The organism is Pseudomonas sp. Pseusp11 (assembly GCF_047304405.1).
Classification (GTDB): domain Bacteria; phylum Pseudomonadota; class Gammaproteobacteria; order Pseudomonadales; family Pseudomonadaceae; genus Aquipseudomonas.
In genome coordinates this window covers 67,987-92,078 of the sequence record NZ_JBGLZF010000006.1, presented here as the reverse complement: position 1 = coordinate 92,078, position 24,092 = coordinate 67,987, and the positions used below count along the sequence as shown (strand labels likewise).

Annotated in this window: 21 protein-coding genes; 11 read left to right on the top strand and 10 right to left on the bottom strand. The window is 57.4% G+C overall.

Annotated features, from left to right (window positions below):
- Positions 1 to 221 precede the first annotated feature (221 nt).
- Positions 222 to 3,122: an AAA family ATPase gene (locus ACCC96_RS06970; protein ID WP_413695303.1), complete on the bottom strand. Its 2,901-nt coding sequence runs from the start codon at positions 3,120 to 3,122 to the stop codon at positions 222 to 224.
- A gap of 232 nt (positions 3,123 to 3,354) precedes the next feature.
- Between ACCC96_RS06970 and ACCC96_RS06965 the strand changes: the two genes are divergently transcribed.
- The 7 genes from ACCC96_RS06965 (at position 3,355) to ACCC96_RS06935 (ending at position 12,108) form a co-directional block, all read left to right on the top strand.
- A complete protein-coding gene (locus ACCC96_RS06965) occupies positions 3,355 to 5,013 on the top strand; it encodes a bifunctional 3-(3-hydroxy-phenyl)propionate/3-hydroxycinnamic acid hydroxylase (RefSeq protein WP_413695302.1) in 1,659 nt (552 codons plus the stop codon).
- Between the two features lie 2 nt (positions 5,014 to 5,015).
- Complete coding sequence (locus tag ACCC96_RS06960; RefSeq protein ID WP_413695301.1) at positions 5,016 to 5,660, top strand: TetR/AcrR family transcriptional regulator; 645 nt, start codon at positions 5,016 to 5,018, stop codon at positions 5,658 to 5,660.
- Positions 5,661 to 5,895: 235 nt separating this feature from the next.
- Positions 5,896 to 6,510 carry a TetR/AcrR family transcriptional regulator gene (locus tag ACCC96_RS06955; protein WP_019580165.1) on the top strand — a complete coding sequence of 205 codons (615 nt, stop codon included), beginning with the start codon at positions 5,896 to 5,898 and terminating at the stop codon, positions 6,508 to 6,510.
- 84 nt (positions 6,511 to 6,594) lie between these two features.
- Positions 6,595 to 7,686: a VOC family protein gene (locus ACCC96_RS06950; RefSeq protein ID WP_413695300.1), complete on the top strand. Its 1,092-nt coding sequence runs from the start codon at positions 6,595 to 6,597 to the stop codon at positions 7,684 to 7,686.
- A gap of 82 nt (positions 7,687 to 7,768) precedes the next feature.
- Positions 7,769 to 8,725 (top strand): fumarylacetoacetate hydrolase family protein, encoded by a 957-nt coding sequence (locus ACCC96_RS06945; RefSeq protein ID WP_413695299.1) that lies wholly within the window; start codon positions 7,769 to 7,771, stop codon positions 8,723 to 8,725.
- On the top strand, positions 8,725 to 10,626 hold the full coding sequence (locus ACCC96_RS06940; RefSeq protein ID WP_413695298.1) for an acyl-CoA synthetase: 1,902 nt from the start codon (positions 8,725 to 8,727) through the stop codon (positions 10,624 to 10,626). The genes ACCC96_RS06945 and ACCC96_RS06940 overlap by 1 nt, the downstream gene beginning before the upstream one ends.
- A 162-nt stretch (positions 10,627 to 10,788) precedes the next feature.
- A complete protein-coding gene (locus tag ACCC96_RS06935; RefSeq protein WP_413695297.1) occupies positions 10,789 to 12,108 on the top strand; it encodes an outer membrane protein transport protein in 1,320 nt (439 codons plus the stop codon).
- Positions 12,109 to 12,120: 12 nt separating this feature from the next.
- On the opposite strand, the gene ACCC96_RS06930 is transcribed toward ACCC96_RS06935, so the two are convergent.
- Together ACCC96_RS06930 and ACCC96_RS06925 are read right to left on the bottom strand one after the other, a co-directional pair.
- A complete protein-coding gene (locus ACCC96_RS06930; protein WP_413695296.1) occupies positions 12,121 to 12,432 on the bottom strand; it encodes a hypothetical protein in 312 nt (103 codons plus the stop codon).
- A gap of 159 nt (positions 12,433 to 12,591) precedes the next feature.
- Complete coding sequence (locus ACCC96_RS06925; protein WP_413695295.1) at positions 12,592 to 13,656, bottom strand: alpha/beta fold hydrolase; 1,065 nt, start codon at positions 13,654 to 13,656, stop codon at positions 12,592 to 12,594.
- A 651-nt stretch (positions 13,657 to 14,307) separates the two neighbouring features.
- Between ACCC96_RS06925 and ACCC96_RS06920 the strand changes: the two genes are divergently transcribed.
- Positions 14,308 to 14,772 carry a VOC family protein gene (locus ACCC96_RS06920; protein WP_413695370.1) on the top strand — a complete coding sequence of 155 codons (465 nt, stop codon included), beginning with the start codon at positions 14,308 to 14,310 and terminating at the stop codon, positions 14,770 to 14,772.
- Between the two features lie 191 nt (positions 14,773 to 14,963).
- Here ACCC96_RS06920 and ACCC96_RS06915 read toward each other — a convergent pair whose 3' ends face one another.
- The 6 genes from ACCC96_RS06915 to ACCC96_RS06890 all read right to left on the bottom strand — a co-directional run bounded on the left by ACCC96_RS06915 (position 14,964) and on the right by ACCC96_RS06890 (position 20,888).
- Entirely contained in the window at positions 14,964 to 15,224 is a 261-nt protein-coding gene (locus tag ACCC96_RS06915) for a hypothetical protein (RefSeq protein ID WP_413695294.1), read from the bottom strand.
- A gap of 990 nt (positions 15,225 to 16,214) precedes the next feature.
- Positions 16,215 to 16,523, bottom strand: a complete 309-nt coding sequence (locus ACCC96_RS06910; RefSeq protein ID WP_413695293.1) for a hypothetical protein — start codon at positions 16,521 to 16,523, stop codon at positions 16,215 to 16,217.
- Between the two features lie 54 nt (positions 16,524 to 16,577).
- Positions 16,578 to 16,940 (bottom strand): hypothetical protein, encoded by a 363-nt coding sequence (locus ACCC96_RS06905; RefSeq protein ID WP_413695292.1) that lies wholly within the window; start codon positions 16,938 to 16,940, stop codon positions 16,578 to 16,580.
- Between the two features lie 738 nt (positions 16,941 to 17,678).
- A complete protein-coding gene (locus ACCC96_RS06900) occupies positions 17,679 to 18,548 on the bottom strand; it encodes an AraC family transcriptional regulator (RefSeq protein ID WP_026345745.1) in 870 nt (289 codons plus the stop codon).
- 129 nt (positions 18,549 to 18,677) lie between these two features.
- Entirely contained in the window at positions 18,678 to 19,196 is a 519-nt protein-coding gene (locus ACCC96_RS06895) for an isochorismatase family protein (RefSeq protein ID WP_019648561.1), read from the bottom strand.
- A gap of 315 nt (positions 19,197 to 19,511) precedes the next feature.
- On the bottom strand, positions 19,512 to 20,888 hold the full coding sequence (locus tag ACCC96_RS06890) for a hypothetical protein (protein ID WP_019648562.1): 1,377 nt from the start codon (positions 20,886 to 20,888) through the stop codon (positions 19,512 to 19,514).
- A 349-nt stretch (positions 20,889 to 21,237) separates the two neighbouring features.
- Here ACCC96_RS06890 and ACCC96_RS06885 point away from each other — a divergent pair, with 349 nt between their 5' ends.
- From ACCC96_RS06885 to ACCC96_RS06875, 3 genes are all read left to right on the top strand, one after another.
- On the top strand, positions 21,238 to 21,822 hold the full coding sequence (locus tag ACCC96_RS06885) for a DUF4157 domain-containing protein (protein ID WP_413695291.1): 585 nt from the start codon (positions 21,238 to 21,240) through the stop codon (positions 21,820 to 21,822).
- A gap of 82 nt (positions 21,823 to 21,904) precedes the next feature.
- Positions 21,905 to 23,032, top strand: coding sequence for a saccharopine dehydrogenase NADP-binding domain-containing protein (locus ACCC96_RS06880; RefSeq protein WP_019648564.1), 1,128 nt, complete (start codon positions 21,905 to 21,907; stop codon positions 23,030 to 23,032).
- A 1-nt stretch (position 23,033) separates the two neighbouring features.
- Positions 23,034 to 23,525 (top strand): DUF2269 family protein, encoded by a 492-nt coding sequence (locus ACCC96_RS06875; RefSeq protein ID WP_018925626.1) that lies wholly within the window; start codon positions 23,034 to 23,036, stop codon positions 23,523 to 23,525.
- Positions 23,526 to 23,596: 71 nt separating this feature from the next.
- Here the strand turns inward: ACCC96_RS06875 and ACCC96_RS06870 are convergent, their stop codons facing one another.
- On the bottom strand, positions 23,597 to 24,049 hold the full coding sequence (locus ACCC96_RS06870) for a thiol-disulfide oxidoreductase DCC family protein (protein ID WP_413695290.1): 453 nt from the start codon (positions 24,047 to 24,049) through the stop codon (positions 23,597 to 23,599).
- Between the last annotated feature and the right edge of the window lie 43 nt (positions 24,050 to 24,092).

The window sequence follows — 24,092 nt, the reverse complement described above, 5'->3', positions numbered from 1 at the left end:
GTCGTAAGCGAAAGGTCGTACTTCGGTCGGGAACACTGCAGCCCTTGTGGGAGCCTGCCTCTGTGGCGAGGGGGCTTGCCCCCGTTCGACTGCGAAGCAGTCGTAAAACCGGTCGCCGCTTTCTAACTCAAAATCGCGGTGACTGGATTCGGGTGCGCTTCGCGCCCCAACGGGGGCAAGCCCCCTCGCCACACACGCTCGCTCCCACAGGTTTTGCGTCTTTAATTCACGGGCTTTGCAGCCTGAAGCAGCGAGCGCGCACGTTTCACCAGCTCGGTTCCATCGGTTTCGGGCAATTGCTCAACCAGCGCCGCCAGGGCCTGGCGGTCCTCGGTAGCCGCGTCGTGGTGCTCGCACAACTCGACCAGCGCGAGCAACTCCAGCCACGGTGCCGCCTGGGCGCGCGACTCCTCAATTGCCCGCCGCGCTGCGGTATTGCCGGCATCGAGCCGGCCCTGCATCCGCGCAATCGCTGCTTCCAGCAGCAACAGTTGCGGCAGGTACACGCGCTCGCCCAGTTCTTCCCCCACTCGCAGTGCTTCCTGTAGCTCGACTTGCGCAGCGTTTAAATCACCCGCCAGCAGCAGCGCCTCGGCGGCGTAGCCGAGCACTTCGCTGGCACCGGAGCGCATGCCGAGTCCGGTGTGTTCGTCGTAGGCTTCGCGGATGCTGCGGTAGCCGTCACGTGGTGCGCCATTGCGCGCCTCGGCCCAGCCGCGCCACCAGCGACAAGCCGTGCGCCCCAGTGCCAGCGAATACTCGTCGACCAGCGCCTGCATGTCGTCAGCCAGCGCTGCCACCCGCACAGGGTTGCCCATCCGCACCTCGATCAACACCTCTTGCCAGGTGGCGACCAGCCAGGTCATGGGCTGGCGAAGCGCCTGCGCGCGGGTCCGCGCCCGCTGCATGTGATCCCGGCCTTGCACAACAAGACCGGAACGCACGAGTTCTATGGCCAACATACCGTGCAGCATGACCTGAGGATCAGCCGCAAAGATTTCGTTTGCCCCGATGTCCAGCGGCTCGGCGATTGCGAGCGCGCGCTCCAGCCAATGGCGGGTCGCTTGCGTGCGCCCCTGAAGATGATGCACCTCGCCCTGTACGATGCATGCCACCAGCATGAGCGTTGGATCATTCGCCTCGCACGAGAGGGTTTCGGCGCGTTCTGCTACCGCCAGCGCCTGCGCATAGTCGCCGCGCAGCCCGAGCAGATAGCCGAAGCCGTGCAGCAGGCGCCCGCGCATCGGATGTTCGGGTAGCTCCGCTAGCCGCGTGTACGCGCGTTCGAATGCGTTCCTGGCTTCGTTGCCGACACCAAGCGTATGGAACGCCGATACGCCCTGCAGCGTCGCCAGGGTAATTTCGAGCGTATCGCGCTCGATCCCTTCCGGTGCTTGCCGCAGCAGGACCAGCGCGCGCTCGGTGAGACCGATGCATAAGGCCGGGCTGAAGTGCAGCAGTGCGGCTTCCGCGGCTTCGGCGTAATAACGCAGCGCGATCATCGGCTGCCGAGCCCGGTCGAAGTGTGTCGCCAGTTCCGAGGCCGCCACCGGCACGCCGGCCATGCGTTCGTGTTCGAGCGCAGCGCCAACCTGGTGATGAAGGTGGGTGCGCAACGAGCGCGGCGTGCGGTCGTACAGTACCTGGCGGAAGAGGGCATGGCGGAACGAGTAGGGCAGCTCCGCCATTTCATCAGGTTCGGCGACCCGCGACCGCGTGAGCCACATCTGCTCACGCACCAGTTCCTCGCAGGTGTCGACCACGCAAGCGATATCGCGCTCGAGGGCCAGCGAAACCGTCTCGACCCGAAATTCGACGCCGCAGACTGCTGCCGCCGAGAGCAGCGCACGCTGCTCGTGCCCGAGCCTGGTGATGTAGTGATCAATGATGGCCGCGAGGTTTTCGGGAACCGCCATTCCCGCCAGCCGGGCTTCGATGGTGGCGTCGTCGTCCGCAGGGTCCATCACTTCACTGATGACTGACGACACGAACAGCGGTACACCGTCGGTGCGCTCGTGCAGGGCACGCACGAAGGATTCATCGCGCGCCAGCGACGTCGAACGTAGCGCGACATAGTCAGCGACTTCGGTTTCCGAGAACGGATCGAGCACCACTTCCTCGCACAGACGTTGTTGGCGCAGTTCGTGGCGCAATGAGTTAAGCGGATGTTCGAGCGCTACCACCTCGGCGACACGGAAGCTCGACAGCCACATAAGCCGCGCGCGGCCACGTCGCCGCGCCACATAGTCGATGAGCTGGACCGTGGCCCGATCGCTCCAGTGCAGGTCTTCAGTCACCAGCAACAGCGGTCGCTGCTCTGTGTAGCGGTCCAACAGTTCGCCCATTTCCCGCAGCATGCGATCCGGGCCGATGCCGGCAAGCTCGCGCCGCAACGCGTCTCGCTCTTGCGCTGTGCTCAGCCACGGCAGTTGCAGCAGCCAGGTCGGCGCCACGGTGCGCAGCAGTGCCGGCAGGGCAGGGTCGCTGCGGCACAGATCGGCCAACGCCTCCAGCACCGGCAGGTACGGTTCGCCGGTGCCGTAATGCTCCACGCAGTGGCCGCGGGCACAGGCGATGCCGCCAAGGCTCGCGAGGAAATGCTCGATCAACGTGGTCTTGCCAATCCCCGGTTCTCCGGCCAGCCAAACCACCGCACGCTGCCCACCGCAAGCCCGCTCCCATGCCCGTTGCAGTCTTGAGAGTTTGTCGGTGCGACCAATGAATGGTGTCGACGGATACGCGCCGACCACCGGCGTCGTCGTGGATGCAGACGGTATCGAAGGGGCAGGGGATGGCCCGGCGATGAACCGATAGCCGCGCCGCGACACCGTCTCGATGAAGCGGGGCTGCCTGGGGTCGTCGCCCAGCACCTTGCGCAGATCGCTGATGGCCGTCTTCAGCACCGAATCGCTGACAAACCGATGCCCCCACACTTCATCCAGCAAAGCATCCTTGGTCACCAGCGATCCCGGTTGGCGTGCAAGCGCGCAAAGCAGCATGAAGGGCGTTGGCGCCAACGCCACGGCTTCTCCATTACGTGACAAGCAGGCGTTGGCTTCGTCGAGTTCGAACTCGACGAAGCTGAGCTGGACCGGGTTCGGATGGGGCTGCGGACGTGCCACGTTGGATTCCTGAAGACTGAAACAAAGTGATGCGCCGTGAGGCATGGCACGTGGTCACTCCAATAACAACGCTGATTGGCTCAGAAGCCAAGCTTCACCGGTCGGAAACTGGCTCTGAAAAATTAATGACAGTAATTTCAATATTGAAATATGTTTCAATTTTACATACCTTCACCTTGCCTGACGATGAGACCTGCGCGTCTTACGACTTCAATCACAACAAGGGCTCGAGATGAACAACAACAAGAAAGGTTCCGAATTGCCTTCCACCGCTGTCGATGTGCTGGTCGTCGGTAACGGTCCGGTAGGGGCGACCATCGCGGCGTTGCTCGGCCGCTATGGTGTAAAAACGCTGGTATTGGACAAGTCCCATGAGGTCCTGCTGATGCCCCGCGCCATTGCCCTGGACAACGAGGCGCTTCGCATCCTGCAACTGGCCGGATTGTCGGAAGACGCGTTCGAGAAGATCGTTATCCCTGAAGTGAAGATGCATTCCCCGGTCCTCGGGCAATTCAGTCGGGCCAATACCGCGGGGTGCATCGACGGTCATCCCAAACTGGTGACGTTCTATCAACCCGATCTTGAACATGCGATGCGCAACCAGGTCTCCCGACTGAAGACAGTGACCAGCCTGGGCGGATTCGAGCTTGAGAATCTGGTCGAGGAGTCGGAGGGTGTCGTGGCCTCCGTACGGGATCAGGATGGCCATGTGCATTCCGTTCGCGCCCGATACGTGATAGGTGCCGATGGTGCAAGTTCCAGGGTCAGGGCCTTGATTGGCCAGGAATTCGAAGGACAAACCTATGCAGAGGATTGGCTGATTGTCGATACCAGGAACCGGCATCAATCAGCGATCGATCACGTTGAATTTATCTGTGATCCACGACGCCCAACGCCGCACATGCCAGCTCCTGGCGGAAGGGAACGTTGGGAGTTCATGCTGCACCCCGGCGAATCCCGGGAAGAGCTGGAAAGCCCGGAAAGCATCGCCCGGCTGATTGCGCCATGGATCAATCCGCAGGAGCTGGAAATCGAGCGCAAGGCGGTGTATCGATTCCACGCGCGCTGCTGCAACCGATTCAGCAAGGGGCGAGTCTTCCTTGCAGGGGATGCGGCCCACATCACCCCGCCCTTTGTCGGGCAAGGTCTCGTCGCCGGACTTCGAGATGGCGCCAACCTAGCCTGGAAACTGGCTTGGGTCCTTCACGGGCAAGCCGCGCCTTCAATACTCGATACCTATGACGTGGAGCGCCGGCCCCATGCCCAGGCGATGATCAATCTGGCGAAACTCATGGGCCGCCTGGTGATGCCGAGAAACAAGGTCGCCGCTTTCTTCATCCACGGCATGATGCGCACGCTGGCGTTGACGCCCGCGTCCAGAAAATACTTCGAACAGTTGGACATCAAGCCGAAGAATATCTTCAAAAACGGTCTGTTCATGCAGCATCGTCGTGGCGACAAACTGGTTCGTGGCAGTCTGTTTCCCCAGGCCTGGGTGCGCAATACGCAACAGCGGATCCAGCTGAGCGATGATGCGCTCGGACACAACCTGACCCTGGTCGGGTTCGGTGTTGACCCGTTATCACTGCTGAGCACTGCTCAAGTCTTTTCCTGGATAAAGATGGGCGGTCACTTCTTGCAGATCGGCCCCTGCGGTCAGCGCTCCGACAGCGGTTGCGACTTCATCGAAGACCTGAACCATGAGATCCTGCCGCTGGCCGGCAAAGGCACGCTCGTTGCGATTCGCCCCGACCGTATCATCATGCACCACGCTCCCGGCACAGAGGCAGACAGTCTGGTTCGAGAGTGCCAGATCCTGATGGCCAGCGTCGATTCCACTGCCGATAGCGTTTCCATTACCATCAACGAGCCCCCTCGATTAAGAGCGTGAAGATGCCATCCCCCACTTTTCCTTCAGAAGAAACAGCGCAAGAACCTCTCACTCGAGGTCACAAGAAGCGTGAACGCACCCGTCGCGGCCTGGTGGACGCGGCATTGCGTCTTGTTGCGCGCAAGGAGGTGGGGGAGATTGCACTGCTCGAGGTCGCCGCGGAGGCTGCGGTATCCAACGGCACCATCTACAACTATTTTCGAACGCGCGACGAAGTGCTCGAGGCGGTTGGCATCGCCATGGCGTCCGAGTTCTCCGATGCCATTTCCGCCTTGAGCTCGGACGTGCATTGCGGCGCACAGCGGCTTTCGATCGGCGTGCGCATGTTCGTCCGTCGGGCTGCCTACGACCATCAATGGGCTAACGCACTGCTGCGCATCATCCATTCCGATCAGGCCATGCGTTCGCGCCTGGCTGACCATGTGCTGGGCGACCTGCGTGACGGTCTGCGCGCGGGCACTTTCGCTTACGAGGACGAAGGGGTCGCCCTGGACATGGTCGTATCGTGCACAACCGGTGCCATGCGCTCGGTTGTCGAGGGGCGTGCGGCGGCAGAGCACGATCTGCTGGTCGCCGAGATGATTCTCAAGGCGCTGGGCGTAACGCCGGCCAGAGCCAAGAAAATCGCCGGTAAGCCGCTACCTTAGCCCCTGATGTCATTCTCGATTCGCCAGGCCTTCCGCTGAACATTAATGTTCATTTTTGTTGGTGAATAGAACTCCAAATCTTTTCGTGGACCTTGAAAAAACATTCGAGAAATCCGTTTTTATGCGGCATAGAACGGTTTTTTTGGATGGTTTCGTTCTTGATTCAAAAAACCTTGTTGACTGCGACTGAACACGAGTGTTCAATTGGGCCATAAGGTAATTTTGGAGAGAGAACGTGGAATCCCTGAATCCGACACAGCGCCGCATTCATCAAGCCGCTTTCCGTCTGTTCGCTGAAAGAGGTACCTCCCAGGTGAACATCCTTGACCTCGCACAAGAGGCAGGAGTAGCGCGCGGAACGATCTACAGCAACATCGACAGCATGGAAAACCTGTTCGAGGCAGTTGCCAGCCATCTCGCCAGGGAGATGCATGAGCGCGTCAACAAGAGCTTCGACGCTCTCACCGATCCGGCTCAGCGTCTTGCCAATGGCATTCGACTCTTCATTCGTCGCGCTCATGAGGACTCCCATTGGGGGGCGTTCATCCATAAGTTCGCCATGAGCAATGCTTCGTTGCGCGAAATGTTCAGCAGCCAGGCGACGACCGATCTTCTGAGTGGACTTGCCAGTGGGCGGTACACGTTTGCGCAGGAGCAATTGCTCTCTGTCTTGACGCTGATATCGAGCAGTGTGCTGGGCTCGATTTTCCTGGTGCTGGAAGGGCATAGAACGTGGCGCGAATCGGGCTCTGACACGGCCGAGCTGGTGCTGCGGGCATTGGGTGTGGCACCAGAGGAGGCCCGTGCGCTGGCGACTACAGAGCTGCCAACACTTCCTTCTCTCGACTAGTTCGTAAGCCGATTCAACTAAACGCCTCTGGATTTTCAGGGGCGCGGGGACGGCTTTACCCTAAAAACCCGGAAAACAAGAACAATGAACAACAAAAACCAATTGCACCGGTTGGCAACGCAACAACCCGCCCGGCATCCGCAGCCGACGGTGAAGGCCCAGGGGCTGACTCACCTGATCTTTCAAAGGCCGGACTTGAACGAGGCGGCGCGGTTCCTGTCGGACTTCGGCCTGACAGTCAGTCAGCAGGACGCCGATACACTTTATCTGCGCGCCACCGACCCCACTGCGTACTGCTACCGAGTCCATCGTGCAGAACAGGCACGTTTTGTCGGGTTCGCACTGGCCGTCGAGTCGCTTAAGGATCTGCAAAAACTGACGCGCATCCCAGGCGCCTCACCGATAGAAAAATCGGAACATCCTGGTGGCGGGTATTACGTCAGGCTGACCGATCCTTCCGGTTTCATCGTGGAAGCTGTTTGTGAGCAGATTCCAGGTAAAACGCTGGTACACAGAGCGCCTCTTGCCTGGAATCTGGCGCACGAGCAACCGCGAATCAACGCCACGCAGCGTCCGCCGATCGCTCCCCCTGAAGTACTCAGACTCGGTCACATCGTCATCGAAGTGGCCGACTACCAGGCGACCTGTGCCTGGTACACCAAGCATTTCGGGTTCATTCCCAGCGATGTGCAGGTGCTCCCCGATGGCACACCTATCGTCACTTTCATGCGCCTTGACCTCGGTGAAGTTCCCGCCGCTCACCATACGCTCGCGATAGCGCAAGGGTTCATGGCCACCTATAGCCATAGCGCCTATGAGGTTGTCGATGCCGATGCGGTGGGAATGGGGCAGCGCGTCCTGCGCGAGCGCGGTTGGGAGCACTCATGGGGCATTGGCCGGCACATTCTGGGCAGTCAGATCTTCGATTACTGGCAAGACCCTTGGGGCGATAAGCACGAGCATTACTGCGACGGGGATGTGTTCACGGCCGCACAGCCTACGGGTATTCATCCCGTAAGCCCCGAGGCAATGGCGCAGTGGGGGCAGCGCATGCCCAAGAGCTTTACAAAACCCAGGATGAGTTTGAGCAAGCTGCGTGCGCTGATCCGGAACCTGCGACGCAGCCCCGACCTGACCCTTCGCAAGCTGGTAACACTCATGCGGATGTTCGGGTAGGGCTGCCAGCCTTTCCACAGAACAACACCACAGATCTCGCGCCGCCGCGGGCGGGACAAACGCTGCTCCAGGAGTACCTTCAATGTCTGCTGTACACGTAGTCCACTTTGAATTTCAGAACGGTATCCACTGGGGCGTGCTACGCCAGGGCCGTATCACGGTTGTCCCCGGTGTTTTTGAAACCACCGGTGATTTCATTCGCCAGAACAGCCTCGACGACCTCGCTCAAATAAAAGGTACGGAGCTTGCGGAGGGCGAAGTGAAACTGCTGTCGCCGATCACCCGTAACCAGCAGTTCGTCTGCCAGGGCGCCAATTACCGTCAGCACATGATCGAGTCGGGCATGGACCCGGATGCGAAGAAATTCAACATGATCTTCACCAAGGCGACCAGTTGTCTGGTGGCAGCGGACAGCGACCTGATCAAGCCGCGCACCGTGCGCTTCCTTGATTACGAGATCGAACTGGGGCTGGTGATGAAACGCGCGATCACCGGCGCGGTGGCTGTTACCGACGCCAATCTGCATGAGTTCATCGCAGGCGTCGTCATCGTCAATGACTACTCGGCTCGTGACATTCAGATTCCTCAGATGCAGTTCTACAAGGGCAAGAGCTTCCGCACATTTGGCCCGGTCGGCCCGTATCTCTGCCTTCTGGATGCCAAGAGCATGCCTTACCTCAAGGCATTGCAGTTGCGCCTGACGGTCAACGACCAGGTGCGCCAGAACGACAGCACGGCCAACCTGGTTTACGGCCCGGCCGAAACCCTTACCGAACTCTCCGCCGTGCAAGATCTTGCCGTTGGAGACCTGATCGCCACCGGTACGCCCGCCGGCTGTGCGCTGACCGTTCCTTCGCCTGCCAAACAGCGCATTGCGGCCCTGATGCCAGAAGCTGCCAAGTGGAAGCTGTTCCTCAAGGCGCAGGAAAGCCGGACGCAGTATCTCAAGCCAGGTGACGTGGTCGAGGCGCGCATTCGCAGCGCTGATGGTGTGATCGACCTCGGCGTGCAACGTAACCGTGTCGTGGAGGAAGCCTGATGACGGTGCAGACCCTGAGTGACATCGAAAGTCTCGAACGAGTCCCCTTCTCGGAGCGTGGCCTGGCATCCAGCACTTATGAAGCGCTGCGGCAGGCCGCCAAGTGCACCCCCCGGGCGCCGGCGCTGAGCTTCTTCGCCAATGCCGCCGATTTCAAGCGCACCTGCGAGTGGAACTACTCCCAGCTCTTCGCGGATATCACCCGCGCGGCGAATGCCTTCCATGACCTGGGCATCAAACCGGGTGAGGTGCTTGCCTTCATCCTGCCCAACCTGCCGGAAACCCATTTCACCATATGGGGCGGGGAGGCGGCTGGCATCGTCATGGCGATCAATCCTCTGCTCGAGGCCAAGCAGATGGCCGGCTTACTGAATGCCGCGAAGGCCTCCGTGGTGGTGACGCTCGCACCGACTCCGGGTAGCGATCTGTGGCCAAAACTGGCTTCGCAGCTGGATCAGTTGCTCGCGGTCAGGTCTGTCGTTTGGGTCAGCATGGAGCCCTATGTCGCCGAACCGGTGCGCGGGATCCTGCAAGCCATGGCACTGAAGGAGCGAGACTTACACAGCGGTATCGCGATCCACGATTGGCTATCGTTGATGAATACTCAGCCGCACACACACCTGATTAGCGGTCGACAAATCCGCCAGGATGAGTGCTCTTCCTACATCTGTACGGGTGGTACCACCGGGCTCCCCAAGATCGCTGCGCGAACCCATGGCTCGGAAGTATTCAATGCATGGGCCATGGCCGCTCACATGCAACCTCGCACGAGTGGCCAGGTTATCTTTTGTGGCCTGCCGCTGTTTCATGTCAATGGACAAATGGTGACGGGACTAATGCCTTGGACCCAAGGCGACCATGTGATCCTCGGGACGCCTCAAGGGTATCGTGGCGAGGGGGTGATCCCGCGATTCTGGGAGATGGTCGAGCACTTCGGTATCAACTTCTTTTCCGGCGTGCCAACGGTCTATGCCGCACTTCTGCAAAATGAATGGCAGGGTCGCGACCTGTCCAGTCTTCGCTATGCAATGTGTGGTGCCGCGCCCATGCCGGCTGAGCTTCTGCGAGAGTTCGAGCGCCGGACCGGGTTAAAGATCCTTGAAGGTTACGGTCTTACCGAGGGCGCCTGCGTCTCCTCAATCAATCCGCCCCATGGCGAGCGCCGCATCGGCTCCATCGGGATACGGATCGTCTACCAGAATATGCGCGCGGTCGTGCTCAATGACGCGGGTGAATACCTGCGCGATGCCAACGTGGATGAAATCGGGCTCATCACGATCAGTGGTCCGAACCTCTTCGATGGCTATCTGGAGGAGCGTCATAACCAGGGCCTCTGGATCGATATCGACGGTCAGCGCTGGCTGAATACGGGTGATTTGGGTCGCCAGGATGCGCAGGGTTACTTCTGGCTGACCGGGCGCAAGAAGGAGTTGATCATCCGCGGCGGCCACAACATCGATCCGAAGCAAATCGAAGAGGTTCTGCAGGCGCATCCCGCCGTCGCCCTGGCCGCTGCAATCGGCAGCCCCGACGTCTACTCGGGGGAGGTGCCGGTGGCCTACGTTCAATTGCGCCCCGGGCAAGTTTGCAAGGCCGAAGAGCTGGAGGCGTTCGCCCATCTCCACATCAGTGAGCGGGCCGCCGTTCCCAAGCGCATTGAAATCCTCGAAGCATTGCCACTGACGGCCGTGGGCAAGATATTCAAACCCGCTTTGCAGCAGCGGGAGATTGCCAGAGTCGTCCAGCAGGAAGCGGGGCGCCTGGGGCTTTCGGATATTGCTGTCGAGGTCGTGCAGGACACTCGTCGTGGGCCTGTCGCCTGCATCCGGGCCGGAGCCGGCCAGGAAATCCTGGCGCCGCTCCTGGGACACTACAGCTTCCAGATCGAGTGGCTTGATTGAGTCTCTGATTCGCATCTGTCAGTCCAGCAGCCATGCCCTGGCGCTGTTCCGCCAGGGTCTTTTACACAACTTCGATTCAACTCCAACCGGTGCTGAAAAGTTCACAGGAAGGCGAAGCCTTGCCTGCGTGCAATCAACAAAAACAATAAACAGAGGTGGAAAATGAAACTGAATAGCCGTGTGATTCCGTGTCTTTCTGTTCAGCGAAAGCGTGCTGTCTGGATTAAGTTCGCCAGCGCCATGGCACTGCTCAGCGCCTCGACCATTGCCGGCGCCAATGGCATTGGTCTCAACGAACAAAGTGCGAGCAGTGCGGGAACTGCTTATGCGGGACGGTCGTCATCGGCGCTGGACGCCAGCACCATTTACGGAAACCCCGCAGGCCTGACCAAGTTGCGGCGCAGTGAGATTTCCGGCGGGGCCGCAATCGTCTCGGTGAGCGACGACATCAGTGATGCACAGAGCAGTGCCACAGGAACGAACAAGGGGGATTCGGTTCCTTTGGGGGTTGTGCCCTTCGCCTATCTGTCGACACCACTTGATGATCGTTTTTCGGCTGGCTTGGGCCTGTATGCGCCGAGTGGCCTGATCAATGACTACGAGAGCACTTTTCAGGGTCGTTACCATGGTTCCTACAGCACGACCAAGGAGATAACCCTGCAGCCCACACTGGCCTATCGGATCAATGATTACGTGTCCATTGGTGGCGGACCGACCCTGAACCATTTCGATGCAAAGCTTCAGAATTACATGGCAACCGGCGCCCTGAACAACGGCCAGGACACTCTGGTCACCATCAAAGGCGATGACACGGCAGTTGGCTACAACGTCGGCCTCTTGGTTGACTTCAGTGAGGCAACCCGTTGGGGGATTACTTATCACTCGAAAGTGAGCTATCACCTCAAAGGGCATACCGAGGTTTCCGGCTCCCCGAGCGTTATCCCGCTGGACGGAAACTATGACACCCGGATAGATCTGACGATGCCCGAAAAAGTGGATACGTCCATCACCCATCATTTCAATAGTCGCTGGACCGGATACCTGGGGACCACCTGGACGCGTTGGAGCCGGATCCAGAAGGTCGAGGCAATCAACAGTGGTGTTTCCGCCATGGGCCAGGCTGCCGGCCTGGGGAATGTGGCCGAACAAATGAACTGGCACGACACATGGTCCACCGCGGTTGGCGCCTCCTATCAATTGAACCCGCAATGGCTGATACGCGCAGGCTATGCCTATGACCCGGCGCCTGTTGGAAATGCCGATCGCAGCGTGCGCGTTCCGGTCGGCAATCGCCAGGCGGTGACCCTGGGCGGCGCTTATTTGCCGAATCCCGATCTGACGATCGACTTTGCCTATGGTTATCTCTGGGATTCAAAAGCCTCCGTAAAACACTCGAACGACTCCGGTCTTCAACCGGAATACAGTGCCCATTACAAAAACAGTGCGAATGGAATTTCAGTGCAGGCAACGTATCGGTACTAATTGCCGCTCCTATCAGTTTTTGCACTCCGCCATCACCACATGACAGGTCGTCGGCGTGCCACCGGATTGGCCGGCATAGCGTATGCAATTATCCATGGACTTTTGGCGAGCCATGTCCAGGGTCGAGCCCCAGGCCAGGCCGCCCTCGCCAGCGGTGGGTAGCGCTTTTGCATAGCAACTTGAGCCTGCGCTTGAGTCTGTACTTGAGGCCGAGTAGCGGGCCGTGGAAGTTTTGCCCGCACAGCCCGCGGTCAGGGCCAGGTTGATGGCGAGCAGGGAAGGGAGGATCCATGACGAGCATTGGCGTGCTGTTTTGCCGATCATCCCGTTTCCCCTGTATCAAGAGGCTGGAGGCGTGTTTGTGGTCGTGTTCTATTCAGATTAGACGGTGTTGCGCCTGCCTTGGTTAAAACGGCTCGTTAAATAAACGAGCCGTTGTTGTGAAGGTGTTCAGCGGGGCAAGTGCATGGATGTCAGATAACCTCAAAGGTGATCCGCATCAATCACAGCCTTGGCGAACGCCTGCGGATCTTCCTGCGGCAGGTTGTGGCCGATGCCGCCGCTGATCAGCCGGAACTCGTATTTGCCGGTGAAGCGCTTGGCGTAATCCTCGGGGGCCGGGTGCGGCGCACCGTTGGCATCGCCTTCAAGGGTGATGGTCGGCACGCTGATGGAAGGCGCCGTGGCCAGTTTCTGCTCCAGCGCTTCGTATCGGCTCTCGCCCTGGACCAGGCCCAGGCGCCAGCGGTAGTTGAACACGGTGATGTCGACATGGTCGGGATTTTCCAGCGCCTTGGCGCTGCGGTCGAAAGTGGCGTCGTCGAACGCCCATTTCGGCGAAGCCAGTTGCCATATCAACTTGGCGAAGTCGTGGGTGTTTTTCTCGTACCCGGCGCGACCGCGATCGGTGGCGAAGTAAAACTGATACCACCACTGCAATTCAGCCTTGGGTGGCAGCGGGTTCTTGCCGGCCGCCTGATTGCCGATCAGATATCCGCTGACCGAGACCAGCGCCTTGACCCGTTCTGGCCACAGCGCCGAGACGATGTCGGCCGAGCGTGCGCCCCAATCGTAACCACCGAGCACGGCTTGTTTGATCTTCAGCGCATCCATGAAGTCGATGACGTCACTGGCCAGCGCAGCCGGTTGGCCATTGCGAACGGTTTTATCGGACAGAAAATGCGTATCGCCATAGCCACGCGCATACGGCATCAGCACTCGATAGCCCTTCGCGGCAAGCAACGGGGCGACCTCGTCATAGCTGTGAATGTCGTACGGCCAGCCGTGCAGAAGAATCACCACTGGCCCATTAGCCGGGCCTGTTTCGGCGTATGCCACGTCCAGCAGGCCGGCGTTGACATGCTTGAGCGGGCCGAACGGGGAGGGTGTTGCATGAGTGGCACCAGCATTGACCGAGGTTGGCTGCGCCGCGGCGGTCGTTTGTGCGTGGGCCGCGCCGAGAATACCGAACAGGGTAAACGCGAGGATCGATGAACCGAGCAGGCGGTGGCGGGTTTTGCCGGTTTTGTTCTGCAGTGCCATCTTCATGTGATGTCTCCGTTGCAAGCCGTTGGCCAGGGGTTCTGGCTGATCCCCTCGAAACCTTGCTTGCATTTGAACGCGGCGACGTATCTGGCCTGTGTCGAATCGCAGGCCTGGTGAAAAATCATGTATCAAGAGGCTAATCAGACACACTGTGATACACAGCGGGGCGCACAGAGCCTGTTTCTGGTTAACTACGACTACTCAAATTATGGAGATATGTGGATGGCCGAAGGGATTTTGAAGTCGAAGCTGGTCGGTTTTCTGGTGGCCGACGCCCAGTTGAATCACGACAACGTGGACGATCTGTTCTCCATAGCCGGGAGTGGCAGTGTGGGTGCGTTGGCTGGGGTGCTGGAGGCCTTCAAGAACGCATACGGAGGGTTGTGGGTTGGCGGAAAGTTGGTGGTTACCGAAACCATGGTTCGCTTGAACGCCAATGCCATGAACCGCCTCGTTCAGGATGGGACCCTGGATATTGAACTCCCATTGGCAATGATCCGAAAGGTCAGCGTTGAAGGTGGGTTTGTGACGAAGATCGTCCGTCTGGATACCGACGCGGGCAGCGTTAAATTCCGGTGTTACGGTGCGAAGGACGTCGCCGCGCTGATAGAGAAGTTGACCCACTCGGCGACCTCGATACCCGCCAGGGGGCCATTGAAATTAAAGTTCAGCCACGTTGATGTTCTCGTCAAAGACCTCGAGGAAGCGTGCAGGTATTACGCCCGTATCTTCAGCGCCAAAATTTCAAAGACACTTGATTGGCAGCGCAACGGTTTGCATGTGCGCTATGCGATCGTCATGTTTGGTACGGAGCGCCTTATGCTGGTGCAACCGTTTACCGGAAATCTCAAGGCTCTGATGGACGCCAACGGCGAAGGCACCATCTACCGGCACTGCTATTCCACACCGGACATCGAGGCAGCCTACGACGAATTGATCGACGCAGGCGTCCAGCCGGAAGATGAAAACGGCAAGCCGCTGTCTCGCGATAATCTCCAGTCGCCAAGTGGGACACGCATACTCTGGTTACCGAAACGCTTCGGGCATTTTTCTATTGAACTGCTTGAAGAGAAAGAGCTGGAGGCATTTATCAAGGATGCATTTGCCGAGGAGGGCTGAGGGAGGGCGCTCGGCATTGCCACGCTGACTAGCCGATTGGTCCAGGCTCTACGTGGTCACTGCGAGCGGATGTCGAGACTGACCCCCATAAACCGTGGCGCTAAGGAAGAGCGTGGGCCATCGACTGTCGTAGAGTGAAATTTTGCTGGTTAGCGCCAGGGTGCTTCTTCATTGTGTCCACTGGCAACAAACTATGGTCGCTTGCTCCCGACAAAATAAAAAACAGCGCTGAGCAAGAAAAACACTATGCCAGCGATGATCAAACCGTACAAAAAGTAATGCTCATGGGACGTTAGATATACAACCGAACCGTGCGTATCCAGCGGGTAGGTTTTTCCACTTTGAAGATCCGGCGTTCTCAGTCCGTGAGCATCAAAGTATTTCCAGGCAAAAAATGAAGAAAACCAAAAGCCTAAGGCCAGTACTCCCACGACGCGTTTAAGTGCATTCATTCTCTCACCTCCCAGATTTTGTATCGCCAGATTGCCTCTGATTACAGATTGATCTTGTGAGCCGCTATCGGTATATCCCTCTCCTTCGGTGGTTTCGTCTTTTAATTGCAGCGTAGAAGATAAGGAAGATGGACGCGGCGTGCTCGATGGAGAATGCAATAAAGAAAAAGTTGTCAGTCATTGGGTGCGGCATAGAAGTGATTATTGTGTAAGCTTCCATTTGTCCGAATGTCACTGCGAAAATGGTCGCAATAGATACGGCTCCTCCTATTAATCTTTTCAGAAAATTGTCACGTAATCGCCGCAATGAACTCACATACCAAAGCAAAACGCCCCACTGAACAAAGGCAAATGGCAGGATTGCCAGCCTTCCGATAAATAAGTGTTCGCTTCCGTCGGTCATTTTTACACCCTGACTTTGATGGCTCACTTTCGCCCGCTAGCACCGCACCAATTGCGGGCAAGCCAATGGCCGGGCCGGACATGCTTTCTGATCTGGAAGCTCGCCGGGGTGGGGTATTTCCATGCAGATGCCAGGAGTGATCTCCATCTGTGTGTATATTTTTTATAAGTTATTTATCAGTCCCCATGTTAAGAAAAAAGACATTAGAAGAGCTAATGCGCCAACTGATCTAAGAATATATAGATAATTGCTTGACCTGATCAGGCTCTTGAATGGGTAATTTTTTGATGCGCCTGCCTGGTCAATCAACTTGATTATAATGCCTTGCGTTTTCTCAGAAAAAAAACAAGCACATTATTCCCAGTAAGCACATTGATATAATAAAAACTAACAGCCCAATACTCTTCATTCTCACCATCCTGATCCAATCTTCCATGCAGCCAGGAAGGAGTAGTTATAACTAGCACCTAGTTGTGGAGAAACGAATCCAAACCCTGATGCGGACCCATTACCTAGTGACCACGAATCAGAAACGCCCCCCAGTAGCCAGCGGTAGCGTTAATTCCATTTCCCGACAAGCGACGCCCTTACACACCACCACCAAAAAAAATAAAAACCGTAATAATAGCGATGAATTGAATCGGTATAAAAACAATCAACAACCAGTTCGGCAGTTTTTTTGAGAAGGTCAGCATTAAAGCGCTAATAAGAACTGATGCGGCTGGAAATAATACATAAAGCTTAAGTTGGCCGGAATCGGGGTGGCCAACGGCTTTTTGTGGTGCAATTCCAGAATACAGCTCAATGCCAATAAAAAAAACAATGCATGTCAATAACAAGACAATAGTTAATGCAATACGGACTCCTAATTTGCTCCTTTTTTCTAGTTGACTCATGGTCCAGTTCCTACACTAGGATTAAGCGCGTTTCAAAGAGCAGTACATGGCCAGTTATGGCGATGCCCAATAAGCTTTCTTAACTACTCGGCCACCTTCATCCAGTTCTATCGACCATGCTTCTATATCAAAGGATAAACGGTTTTCAAACCATAGTCGCTCAACGCAAGGATGTTGACAGTGGTGCGATGCGTAGCGGGTAAATAAAGTGCTTGGTTTTTCTACATGAGAAGGGATCCCGAGTCGGTTGATAACAACCCCTTGTGTATCGCCAATATTGATTGCTTCAAAAGCTATGCTTTTCTGTTTTGAAATAAATATGCATGATGTGACGTATGATGTTATGGCGAGTAGTAGCATCCAAAGCAGTATTTTTTTGATAGTGGTTTTTGGTGCGCTGCCTTTAATAGTATTCATCATTTTCTCTTCGCATCATTGCCCGCTGTACTTGGGGAGTGCATACAGTACAGGTCCATGAATCGGGCCACCTTGGGGGATGAAAAAGGTGGTTGTGCCTAGTATTGACTGTACATCTCGAGCAGTACCTCCGGGAAATGGAATGTCATCAGCCATAACCATGCCGGCAGGCAGGCAACAACACTAGGCACATGCTCAGGCAGTGCACTCTGCGCATGCTCAATTACTGGTACGTAGCGGGCTGAAATAGGGAGCCAGGATGCGAGGGGAGGTAGGGGAGAAAAGCAGAATGTTTTATATCAATACATTGGTGAATACTCAGCATTTGCTGCCGAAACTTTAGACCTGAAACTACCATAAGCACCTCCCTGTGAACCGGAGCCACATTGGGCTCGTCGTACACGTCGTATGCACAGCGGTTGGAACACTTGTGTGTTCACGATGGGGTCTTCATTCCATGACCTTGGGGGAGATCGAACGTCCGCGATCCCGAGCATCCAGCACGAGATGACAGTAGTACAGGGTTTGAAAACTTGCCAATGGGACTGGAAAGCGACCGGTCAGGATGGCTTTCTGCAGTCGAGGATTTCGCGGGTTTGCGCTTTCCCCTCGTTGACTTTGTCGCGAAGCGTTAACAGGCCCTGGGTTACGGGCAAAGAAGCTGTCGTCGTTGATGTGGATGCCAACCCTGAGCGGACACTCGTCAATGTCCGTCAGGGTCGAAAGCTGCTCGCTCCGCTATTGAAGCGGAACATACACGTCAGTTTGCCATTGATCCTGCGGCGTCTCGGGATAGACGCTCAGGTAATTGAAGAACAGCGGGTGGTCACGGAGTTCCTCGCCACTGGCAGGAAGCCAATCGCGGTAAATCGGATAGATCGTTTCGCCGATGTGATCCGGTGACCCCGTATGTCGCACCACGACGCAGCGACCGCCAGGAATGATGATCTCGCGTACGCCGAACTCATTCGGCGCCACAGCCTCGTGAATCTCGCCGCAGATGGCGAAGCGGAATGCTTGTGCAGGTGTCGTGTCGGGGTTGCCATAGGGAATGCCAAAGCTGCGACTCGATGCCACCGGCGACTGTCCGCTCTGCATGCGCCACTCGATGAACTTGCGCACGCTCTCATTGACGAGCCCGGGTGGTCCGCAGTGCTCAAGCGCTGCGACCCTGACTTCTGGGAATTCCACGATTCGTACTTGCATGATGATAGTCCTGGAAAAATGAGGGATGGCGAATACCGCATTCCAGACCTGCCAGTTCGGTTCCTTCCTGAACGCACTCGGGGTCATACCGAACGCCCGCCTGAACGCCCTGCAAAATGCCTCGGGGCTTTCAAAGCCGGCACCGAGCGCCGCGTCCAGTACCGAGTGATCAGCGAGGGAGGCCAGGCGATGTGCCGCGCGTCGTAGCCGCATCAGTTGCACATAACGTGAGACCGGCACACCTGCGAACGCGCTGAATTGTCGATGGAAGTGAAACACCGAAAAGTTCGCCACATGACTCAACGTCTTCACCGACAGGTCACCTTCAAGATTGGCATCGATGTAGGCGAGTACGGCGTTGAAGCGTTTTGTGTAGGCGAAGTTGCTCGGCATGTCAGACACTGGGAAAAGGCTCCTGGAAGTACGGTCGGCAATAGAATCGACTATAGCGGTGTAAACGCGCCTAGCCGCGTTTGCTCAAGGTACGTTTTGGGTTGGCCGATGCGGTTTCTTCCACGGCGATGTAAACGGTTAAAAATGCCAGTCCTCAGCGCGAACGACGCGACAGAATGGACCCGCCAGGGTCGCATTGTGATGAGCGATGATATGTTCGGCCTTCAACTCAGGGGTATCGGTGCAGGTATGACCATCGGCGATCAGTACTGCATCGAATCCAAGATCGCGTGCGGCGCGGCAGGTGCTGTCGACACAATACTGGGTCTTCATTCCGGCAATAACCACACCTTGAGATCCACAAGTCTTTAGCCGGTCGGCCAGGTCAGTCATGGCGAAAGCGTTGGGTCGGTTTTTTTCGAAGATTACTTCGTCGCCTTGTAGCAGCAGTTCCTGTACCAGTTGCGCCAACGGGCTTGCAGGTTCGATTGGCGAGCCAGGTGGGCCGACGTGGCGAGCAAGGAAAATTGGCGCGCCAGCCGTGCGGGCCTTGCTCAACAGGTTGTTCAAAGTGTTCAGCAGCGCTTCGCCAGCCCATGGTTTATCCGGACCATGAAACAATCCAACCTGCATATCGAGAATCAACAGTGCGTACATAGTGCTTTCCTTGCGTTTGGACCAGCGACACAAGGGCAAAAGAAAAGGCCCTGTCCATCGCTGGCGGGCCTTTGAAGTTCGTGCGTTATTGGCTCACGACACCTCTCACGACCCGCCTTGGGCGGTCGTGGTCGTGGTGGTCGAGGCAATGCGTGGCTGATTCATAAAGTGGACAGTATCTGCACGGTATCTGGTTGGCAAGGGGGCGTGACCTGCGTGGCGGTTACTGCTTGTATTGATCGTTGAGGTCCGTTTCTAGTCGGTGACATCTGTTGCGAAGGGCTGCAATCGACCCAATACGCCCGTGATTGCGCATTATTCTGCCGCCCTGAGCGTGTTGACCTGGACTATGAGTTTAGAAATATCGGCGGTTTCCACGAACAGATCATAGGCCTCTAGATAGAGGTATTCGTTACTTGTCTGCAGGGCATTATTGGTGACGCAAGTAACCTTGCGGGCCATGCCTTGCAGTGAGGCGACTGTATGTGTGGCGGGAAGGGATTCGCCTACCGAACACTCAAATTTCTGCACGAATGGTTTGCCGGTGCTCTGAGTGAAGTGTTTGCTGTAAGTGACAACACTCCCAGGTTTGAGTTTTTGCCAATCACCATCCAGGTCGATGTTCGTGAGGGTGCTTTGCTGGTCGGTTTTGCCAGCGAGCTCAGTGCTGCTCGTCGCGGCGAGTTCGATCAGCCCACGCCAGCGTAGGCTTACACGCTGGCTGCCCAGTGCTCCCGTCGCTTGCTCACGCCATATGCCGCGGGCCGGGCCCGATTGCAAATACAAGTCCATTGGATGGTCGTTGACCACGGCGCGCGGCACGAGCGGAGAGCTAGCGTTGTAGGTGAATTGCAAATGGTTGAGCGTGTGGGTCGGTTGTCCCAGGGGGAGGGCGCTGACCTGTGCCAACAATGTCGCCGGTAGCTCCGGTGTACGCATGTCCGGCGGCAATTTTTGCCGAGTGACTGGCGTGGCGAGTTTCGCCAGGTTGGTGGGCTCGGCGCACATGGCGCCAATTAGCCGGGCACGTTGTTCAGTGTCCAATGCACTGTCGATTGGCTTAACGGGCGGCGGCAGCAAAATCTGATCGCCTAAACGATAAGCCTGGCGAGTGCTGGCCTGGCGGGTTGCACAGTCCACCTCGACACGCTCGAACTGGCGGTCGTAGGGCTTTCCTTCGCTTTCGTCCAGACGGGTGCGCCTGAAGTCGATGCCCGCCCAGATCGAGCGTCGGGAATTCACGATGCCCAGGGTGCCAGGGTCCAATAACAAAAGGTCTTCGCTGTCACCGGGAAGCTGCTTCCAAACGCTGTCTCGGACCGCTTGGCACATCTGCTGAGCGATGTTCCGCGCCTTGTCTGCTGGCAGAACATAGGGACTGCTCCACCTCTTTGCCTGTCGATAATCCATCGCCAATGTCAACGAACCGCAGGTCGCGAAAAGCCGGGCCTGGGTAGCTGGCTCGGTGCCTTCAGCCGGTACGTCAACCGTCAGCACGGCAGTTTGGTCGAGTCTGAAAGTGCTATCCAACGGCAGCGGCCGGGATTGTACTCGGGTCGCCATGGCTCGATTTTGCGCCTCCTGCTCGGCAGCGTTGCGCTTATAGTAGTTGGCCATCCCGTTGCCTTGCAGGGCACAACCCGCCAGGGTCACAGCGATGGCAACACCCGCCAGGCGAAATAGAAGATTCACTGCAAACAGCTCCTTGGCGCACCCGTAATTCATCGTGATAGCGGATGCATCTTGTGAGGGGATCGAGGTTTTGACATTGTTGCGACGTGGTCGAGACAATGCCCGTGGTAGTCGAAGGCCAAGAAATATCGAGGGGAGACGGTCCTTCGTCGGTATCTGAGTATCGAGTTCATCTGATCGGCTTGACCATCAAAACCTTTAGGACGGGGAGAGGGCGAGGCTCGAAAGAGGCTTCTCCGGGCGGGCAGCAAAAGACCCCAAGCATCCATCGAAAAGAGACCCGACAGGGATACGCTAAAGTTATGCGGGTCGTCGATTGTCCGCCCTGCTTCCGTCCCTGGAGGGTCCGATGCCGCCCATCATTACATGCCTGGTGGCGCTGTCTGTTCTTGGCCTGACTCCTGTAGTGCAAGCCCAGACTAACGCCTGCCCACCTGGCGAGAAACAAGTGTGCCTGAACGGCTGCATCTGCCTGCCAGATTTGGGGCAGATGCCTGATGGCGTCTACCAGGTCGCGGCACCTGCCCTGGCGCTGTGGCTGACCCAGGCACGCGCTGAAGCAGCCAGCGCCGAGATCCAACCCATTCCACCGCACATCCGGGAGCAACTGCTGCGCTGGTACGACCCCAGCGTCCTCGATGCCGCGCACTACAAAGTGAGCGACAACGGCCAATTCAGCGCCGCCACTTCCATGCTGCAAAACCCCGACGTCGGTGCCGTGACGCTGATCGACATCATCCTCTTCCGGGACACTCAAACCGCAGAACAGGACATCGCGCTCTGGGCTCACGAACTGAAGCACGTGCAGCAGTTTCGGGAATGGGGAGTAGAAGGATTTGCCCAGCGCTATACACAAGATTTCAATGCTGTGGAGGCGCCGGCTTATGCCATACAGGCTGAAGTTCGACGGTCGGTGCGGGGAGGGACTCAATGAAGGGTAGCGAAGCCGCCTGACATTACAGGCATAAAGCAGTCATTATTGGCTGAAAGCAGCCTGTCAGTTAGGGAAGAGTTGAATGGTGTTCAGGGTGATGGTGGTCGGTGGCTATGGAAACTTCGGTAGCATCGTTTGCAGGCATTTGGCGGTGATGCCTGATGTGGAACTGGTGATCTCGGGCCGCGATCCACACAAGTTGCAGCGCAAAGTCGATGAGTTGAAAAGCCAATCGGGCACTGTCGCCGAAAGTTGGTGCGGCAATGCCATGGGCACTGAGTTCAAATCCGTTTTGGGCTCGATGGACATCCAGTTGGTCATCCATACTGGCGGCCCGTTTCAGGGGCAATCCTATGCGGTCGCCGAGAGTTGCATCGAGGCTGGCGTGAACTACTGCGACCTGTCTGACTGCCGAACCTTCGTCAACGGCGTTGGCGTACTCGATGCCTTGGCGAAACAGGCAGGAGTGGCGATCCTCAGTGGCTGCAGTTCGGTGCCGACGCTATCGTCAGCCATCATCGATCAGCAGCGCTATCGCTTCAGTCGTATCGACTCGATCGAGCATGGCATTTCCTCTTCGGCGAAGATGCCGGGATTGTCGACCGTCGAAGGCGTACTCGCCTACGCTGGTAAACCGATCAGGCAACTCAAGAATGGCAAGGTGCATGAAGTGTCGGGTTGGCAGGATCTGACGCTGCGCAAGATGCCGCATCTGGGCACTCGCGTGCTGGCCAATGTCGATGTGCCGGACATGGATATTTTCGCCAGCCGCTATGGCGCGCAAACCCTGAGCTTCAAGGCCGGCGCGGGCTTGAAGCTGGGTGGTGTCGCCAACTATCTGCTGGCTCAGGCGTTGAAGATCGGGCTGGTTCGCGACCATGCCCTTTGGGCCGCCAGACTGCATCGGCTGGGGACCCGGTTTGAACGTTTCGGCGATGGCAAAAGCGCGATGTACATCGACGTTCAGGGCAGGGGAGTTGACGGGAAACCGCTGGCCATGACGGTGCAACTGACGGCCATGAATGACAAGGGACCGCAAATTCCAAGCTGCGCATCCGTAGCCTTGACCGCAAAAATGACCCAGGGCTATGTGCCGCAACCCGGTGCCAGGGCTTGCGTGGGCGAAATTACCGTCGATGAATACATGGCAGCGATCAACGATCCGGACAATTTGAGCCTGTCTGTGCAGTTCTCTGGCGAGCTGCGCTGACATGCTCTATCTATGCCTGAAGTACCTCCACATCATTGCCGCGATTTTCCTGTTCGGATTCGGCATGGGCTCCTACCTCTACCTGATCGCTGCCAGCCGCACGGCCAATCCTCAAGTGATCGCGCATGTGGCCCGAATGGTCGTGCGCTTCGACACCTGGATTACCACGCCGGCAGGCTTTGTTCAGATCATCACGGGTTACCTGCTGATGAGGCTCTCCGGACTTCCCATGACCACGGAGTGGGTGCTGACTTCGTTGATTATCTTCTTCTGCGTGGGTTCGCTTTGGCTGCCGGTGCTGGTGTTGCAGAAGCGGCTGTACCTGATGGCGTCGTGCGCAGTTGAGGCCGGAAGCGGACTCGATGATGAATACCGATCCGTGTACAAAAAATGGTGGTGGATGGGGGTGGTCGGTTTTGTCGGGATGTTTGTGATTGTGCTGATGATGGTGACGAAGATGACGCCGGTGCAACTGGTTGGGCTATTGGGATAGCAGGATCGGCTGGCTCAAGACCTCTGCCAAACATGAACGCGAGGCGATCCAGTTAATGCGGGTGAGGGCGTTCATAGGGGCGCTTTCAAAAAGCGCTGTTCATGATCAGGATCCGGCAAAAGGCACGTGTCGTATTTCCCGAAGAGCCGATAACGATTAAGCGCAATGCGGTCGTATGCCCAATCTCGAAGCATGCGAGGGAAGATGCGCAACAGGTTCACTGGGCGCCAGAGTGCGGGTAACTGGGCGATGACTTCGAAAAATGCATCCGAACGCTCCCAGTAGTGTCGGTCGCGGATCACCGCCATGGTGTCGAACTGATTCACGGGTAAACCTGCCCACGCGAGCAGAGCTTGTCCCTCGGGTGACTGAACCGCCGCTAACCGCACGCGCTGCTGGCGGTCATGGCGAATCAAGAACCTCGCCCAGCCATTGCACAGCTTGCAGACACCGTCGAACAAGACCACCGTCTCTCTTGGTTTGAGCAGCGGCGCGGGTGAGGGGCGGATTTTCGAGGTGGGCATAAGCGTGGATCCAAGGGAACCTGATTATCCCGGATCATAACCG

What these genes read in the sequence shown, in the direction of transcription:
- ACCC96_RS06965 (WP_413695302.1), top strand. Translation starts at nt 3,355, where the DNA reads ATGAACAACAACAAGAAAGGTTCCGAATTGCCTTCCACCGCTGTCGAT.
- ACCC96_RS06960 (WP_413695301.1), top strand. Translation starts at nt 5,016, where the DNA reads ATGCCATCCCCCACTTTTCCTTCAGAAGAAACAGCGCAAGAACCTCTC.
- ACCC96_RS06950 (WP_413695300.1), top strand. Translation starts at nt 6,595, where the DNA reads ATGAACAACAAAAACCAATTGCACCGGTTGGCAACGCAACAACCCGCC.
- ACCC96_RS06945 (WP_413695299.1), top strand. Translation starts at nt 7,769, where the DNA reads ATGTCTGCTGTACACGTAGTCCACTTTGAATTTCAGAACGGTATCCAC.
- ACCC96_RS06940 (WP_413695298.1), top strand. Translation starts at nt 8,725, where the DNA reads ATGACGGTGCAGACCCTGAGTGACATCGAAAGTCTCGAACGAGTCCCC.
- ACCC96_RS06935 (WP_413695297.1), top strand. Translation starts at nt 10,789, where the DNA reads ATGAAACTGAATAGCCGTGTGATTCCGTGTCTTTCTGTTCAGCGAAAG.
- ACCC96_RS06930 (WP_413695296.1), bottom strand. Translation starts at nt 12,432, where the DNA reads ATGATCGGCAAAACAGCACGCCAATGCTCGTCATGGATCCTCCCTTCC.
- ACCC96_RS06925 (WP_413695295.1), bottom strand. Translation starts at nt 13,656, where the DNA reads ATGAAGATGGCACTGCAGAACAAAACCGGCAAAACCCGCCACCGCCTG.
- ACCC96_RS06915 (WP_413695294.1), bottom strand. Translation starts at nt 15,224, where the DNA reads ATGAATGCACTTAAACGCGTCGTGGGAGTACTGGCCTTAGGCTTTTGG.
- ACCC96_RS06910 (WP_413695293.1), bottom strand. Translation starts at nt 16,523, where the DNA reads ATGAGTCAACTAGAAAAAAGGAGCAAATTAGGAGTCCGTATTGCATTA.
- ACCC96_RS06905 (WP_413695292.1), bottom strand. Translation starts at nt 16,940, where the DNA reads ATGAATACTATTAAAGGCAGCGCACCAAAAACCACTATCAAAAAAATA.
- ACCC96_RS06895 (WP_019648561.1), bottom strand. Translation starts at nt 19,196, where the DNA reads ATGTACGCACTGTTGATTCTCGATATGCAGGTTGGATTGTTTCATGGT.
- ACCC96_RS06885 (WP_413695291.1), top strand. Translation starts at nt 21,238, where the DNA reads ATGCCGCCCATCATTACATGCCTGGTGGCGCTGTCTGTTCTTGGCCTG.
- ACCC96_RS06880 (WP_019648564.1), top strand. Translation starts at nt 21,905, where the DNA reads ATGGTGTTCAGGGTGATGGTGGTCGGTGGCTATGGAAACTTCGGTAGC.
- ACCC96_RS06875 (WP_018925626.1), top strand. Translation starts at nt 23,034, where the DNA reads ATGCTCTATCTATGCCTGAAGTACCTCCACATCATTGCCGCGATTTTC.
- ACCC96_RS06870 (WP_413695290.1), bottom strand. Translation starts at nt 24,049, where the DNA reads ATGCCCACCTCGAAAATCCGCCCCTCACCCGCGCCGCTGCTCAAACCA.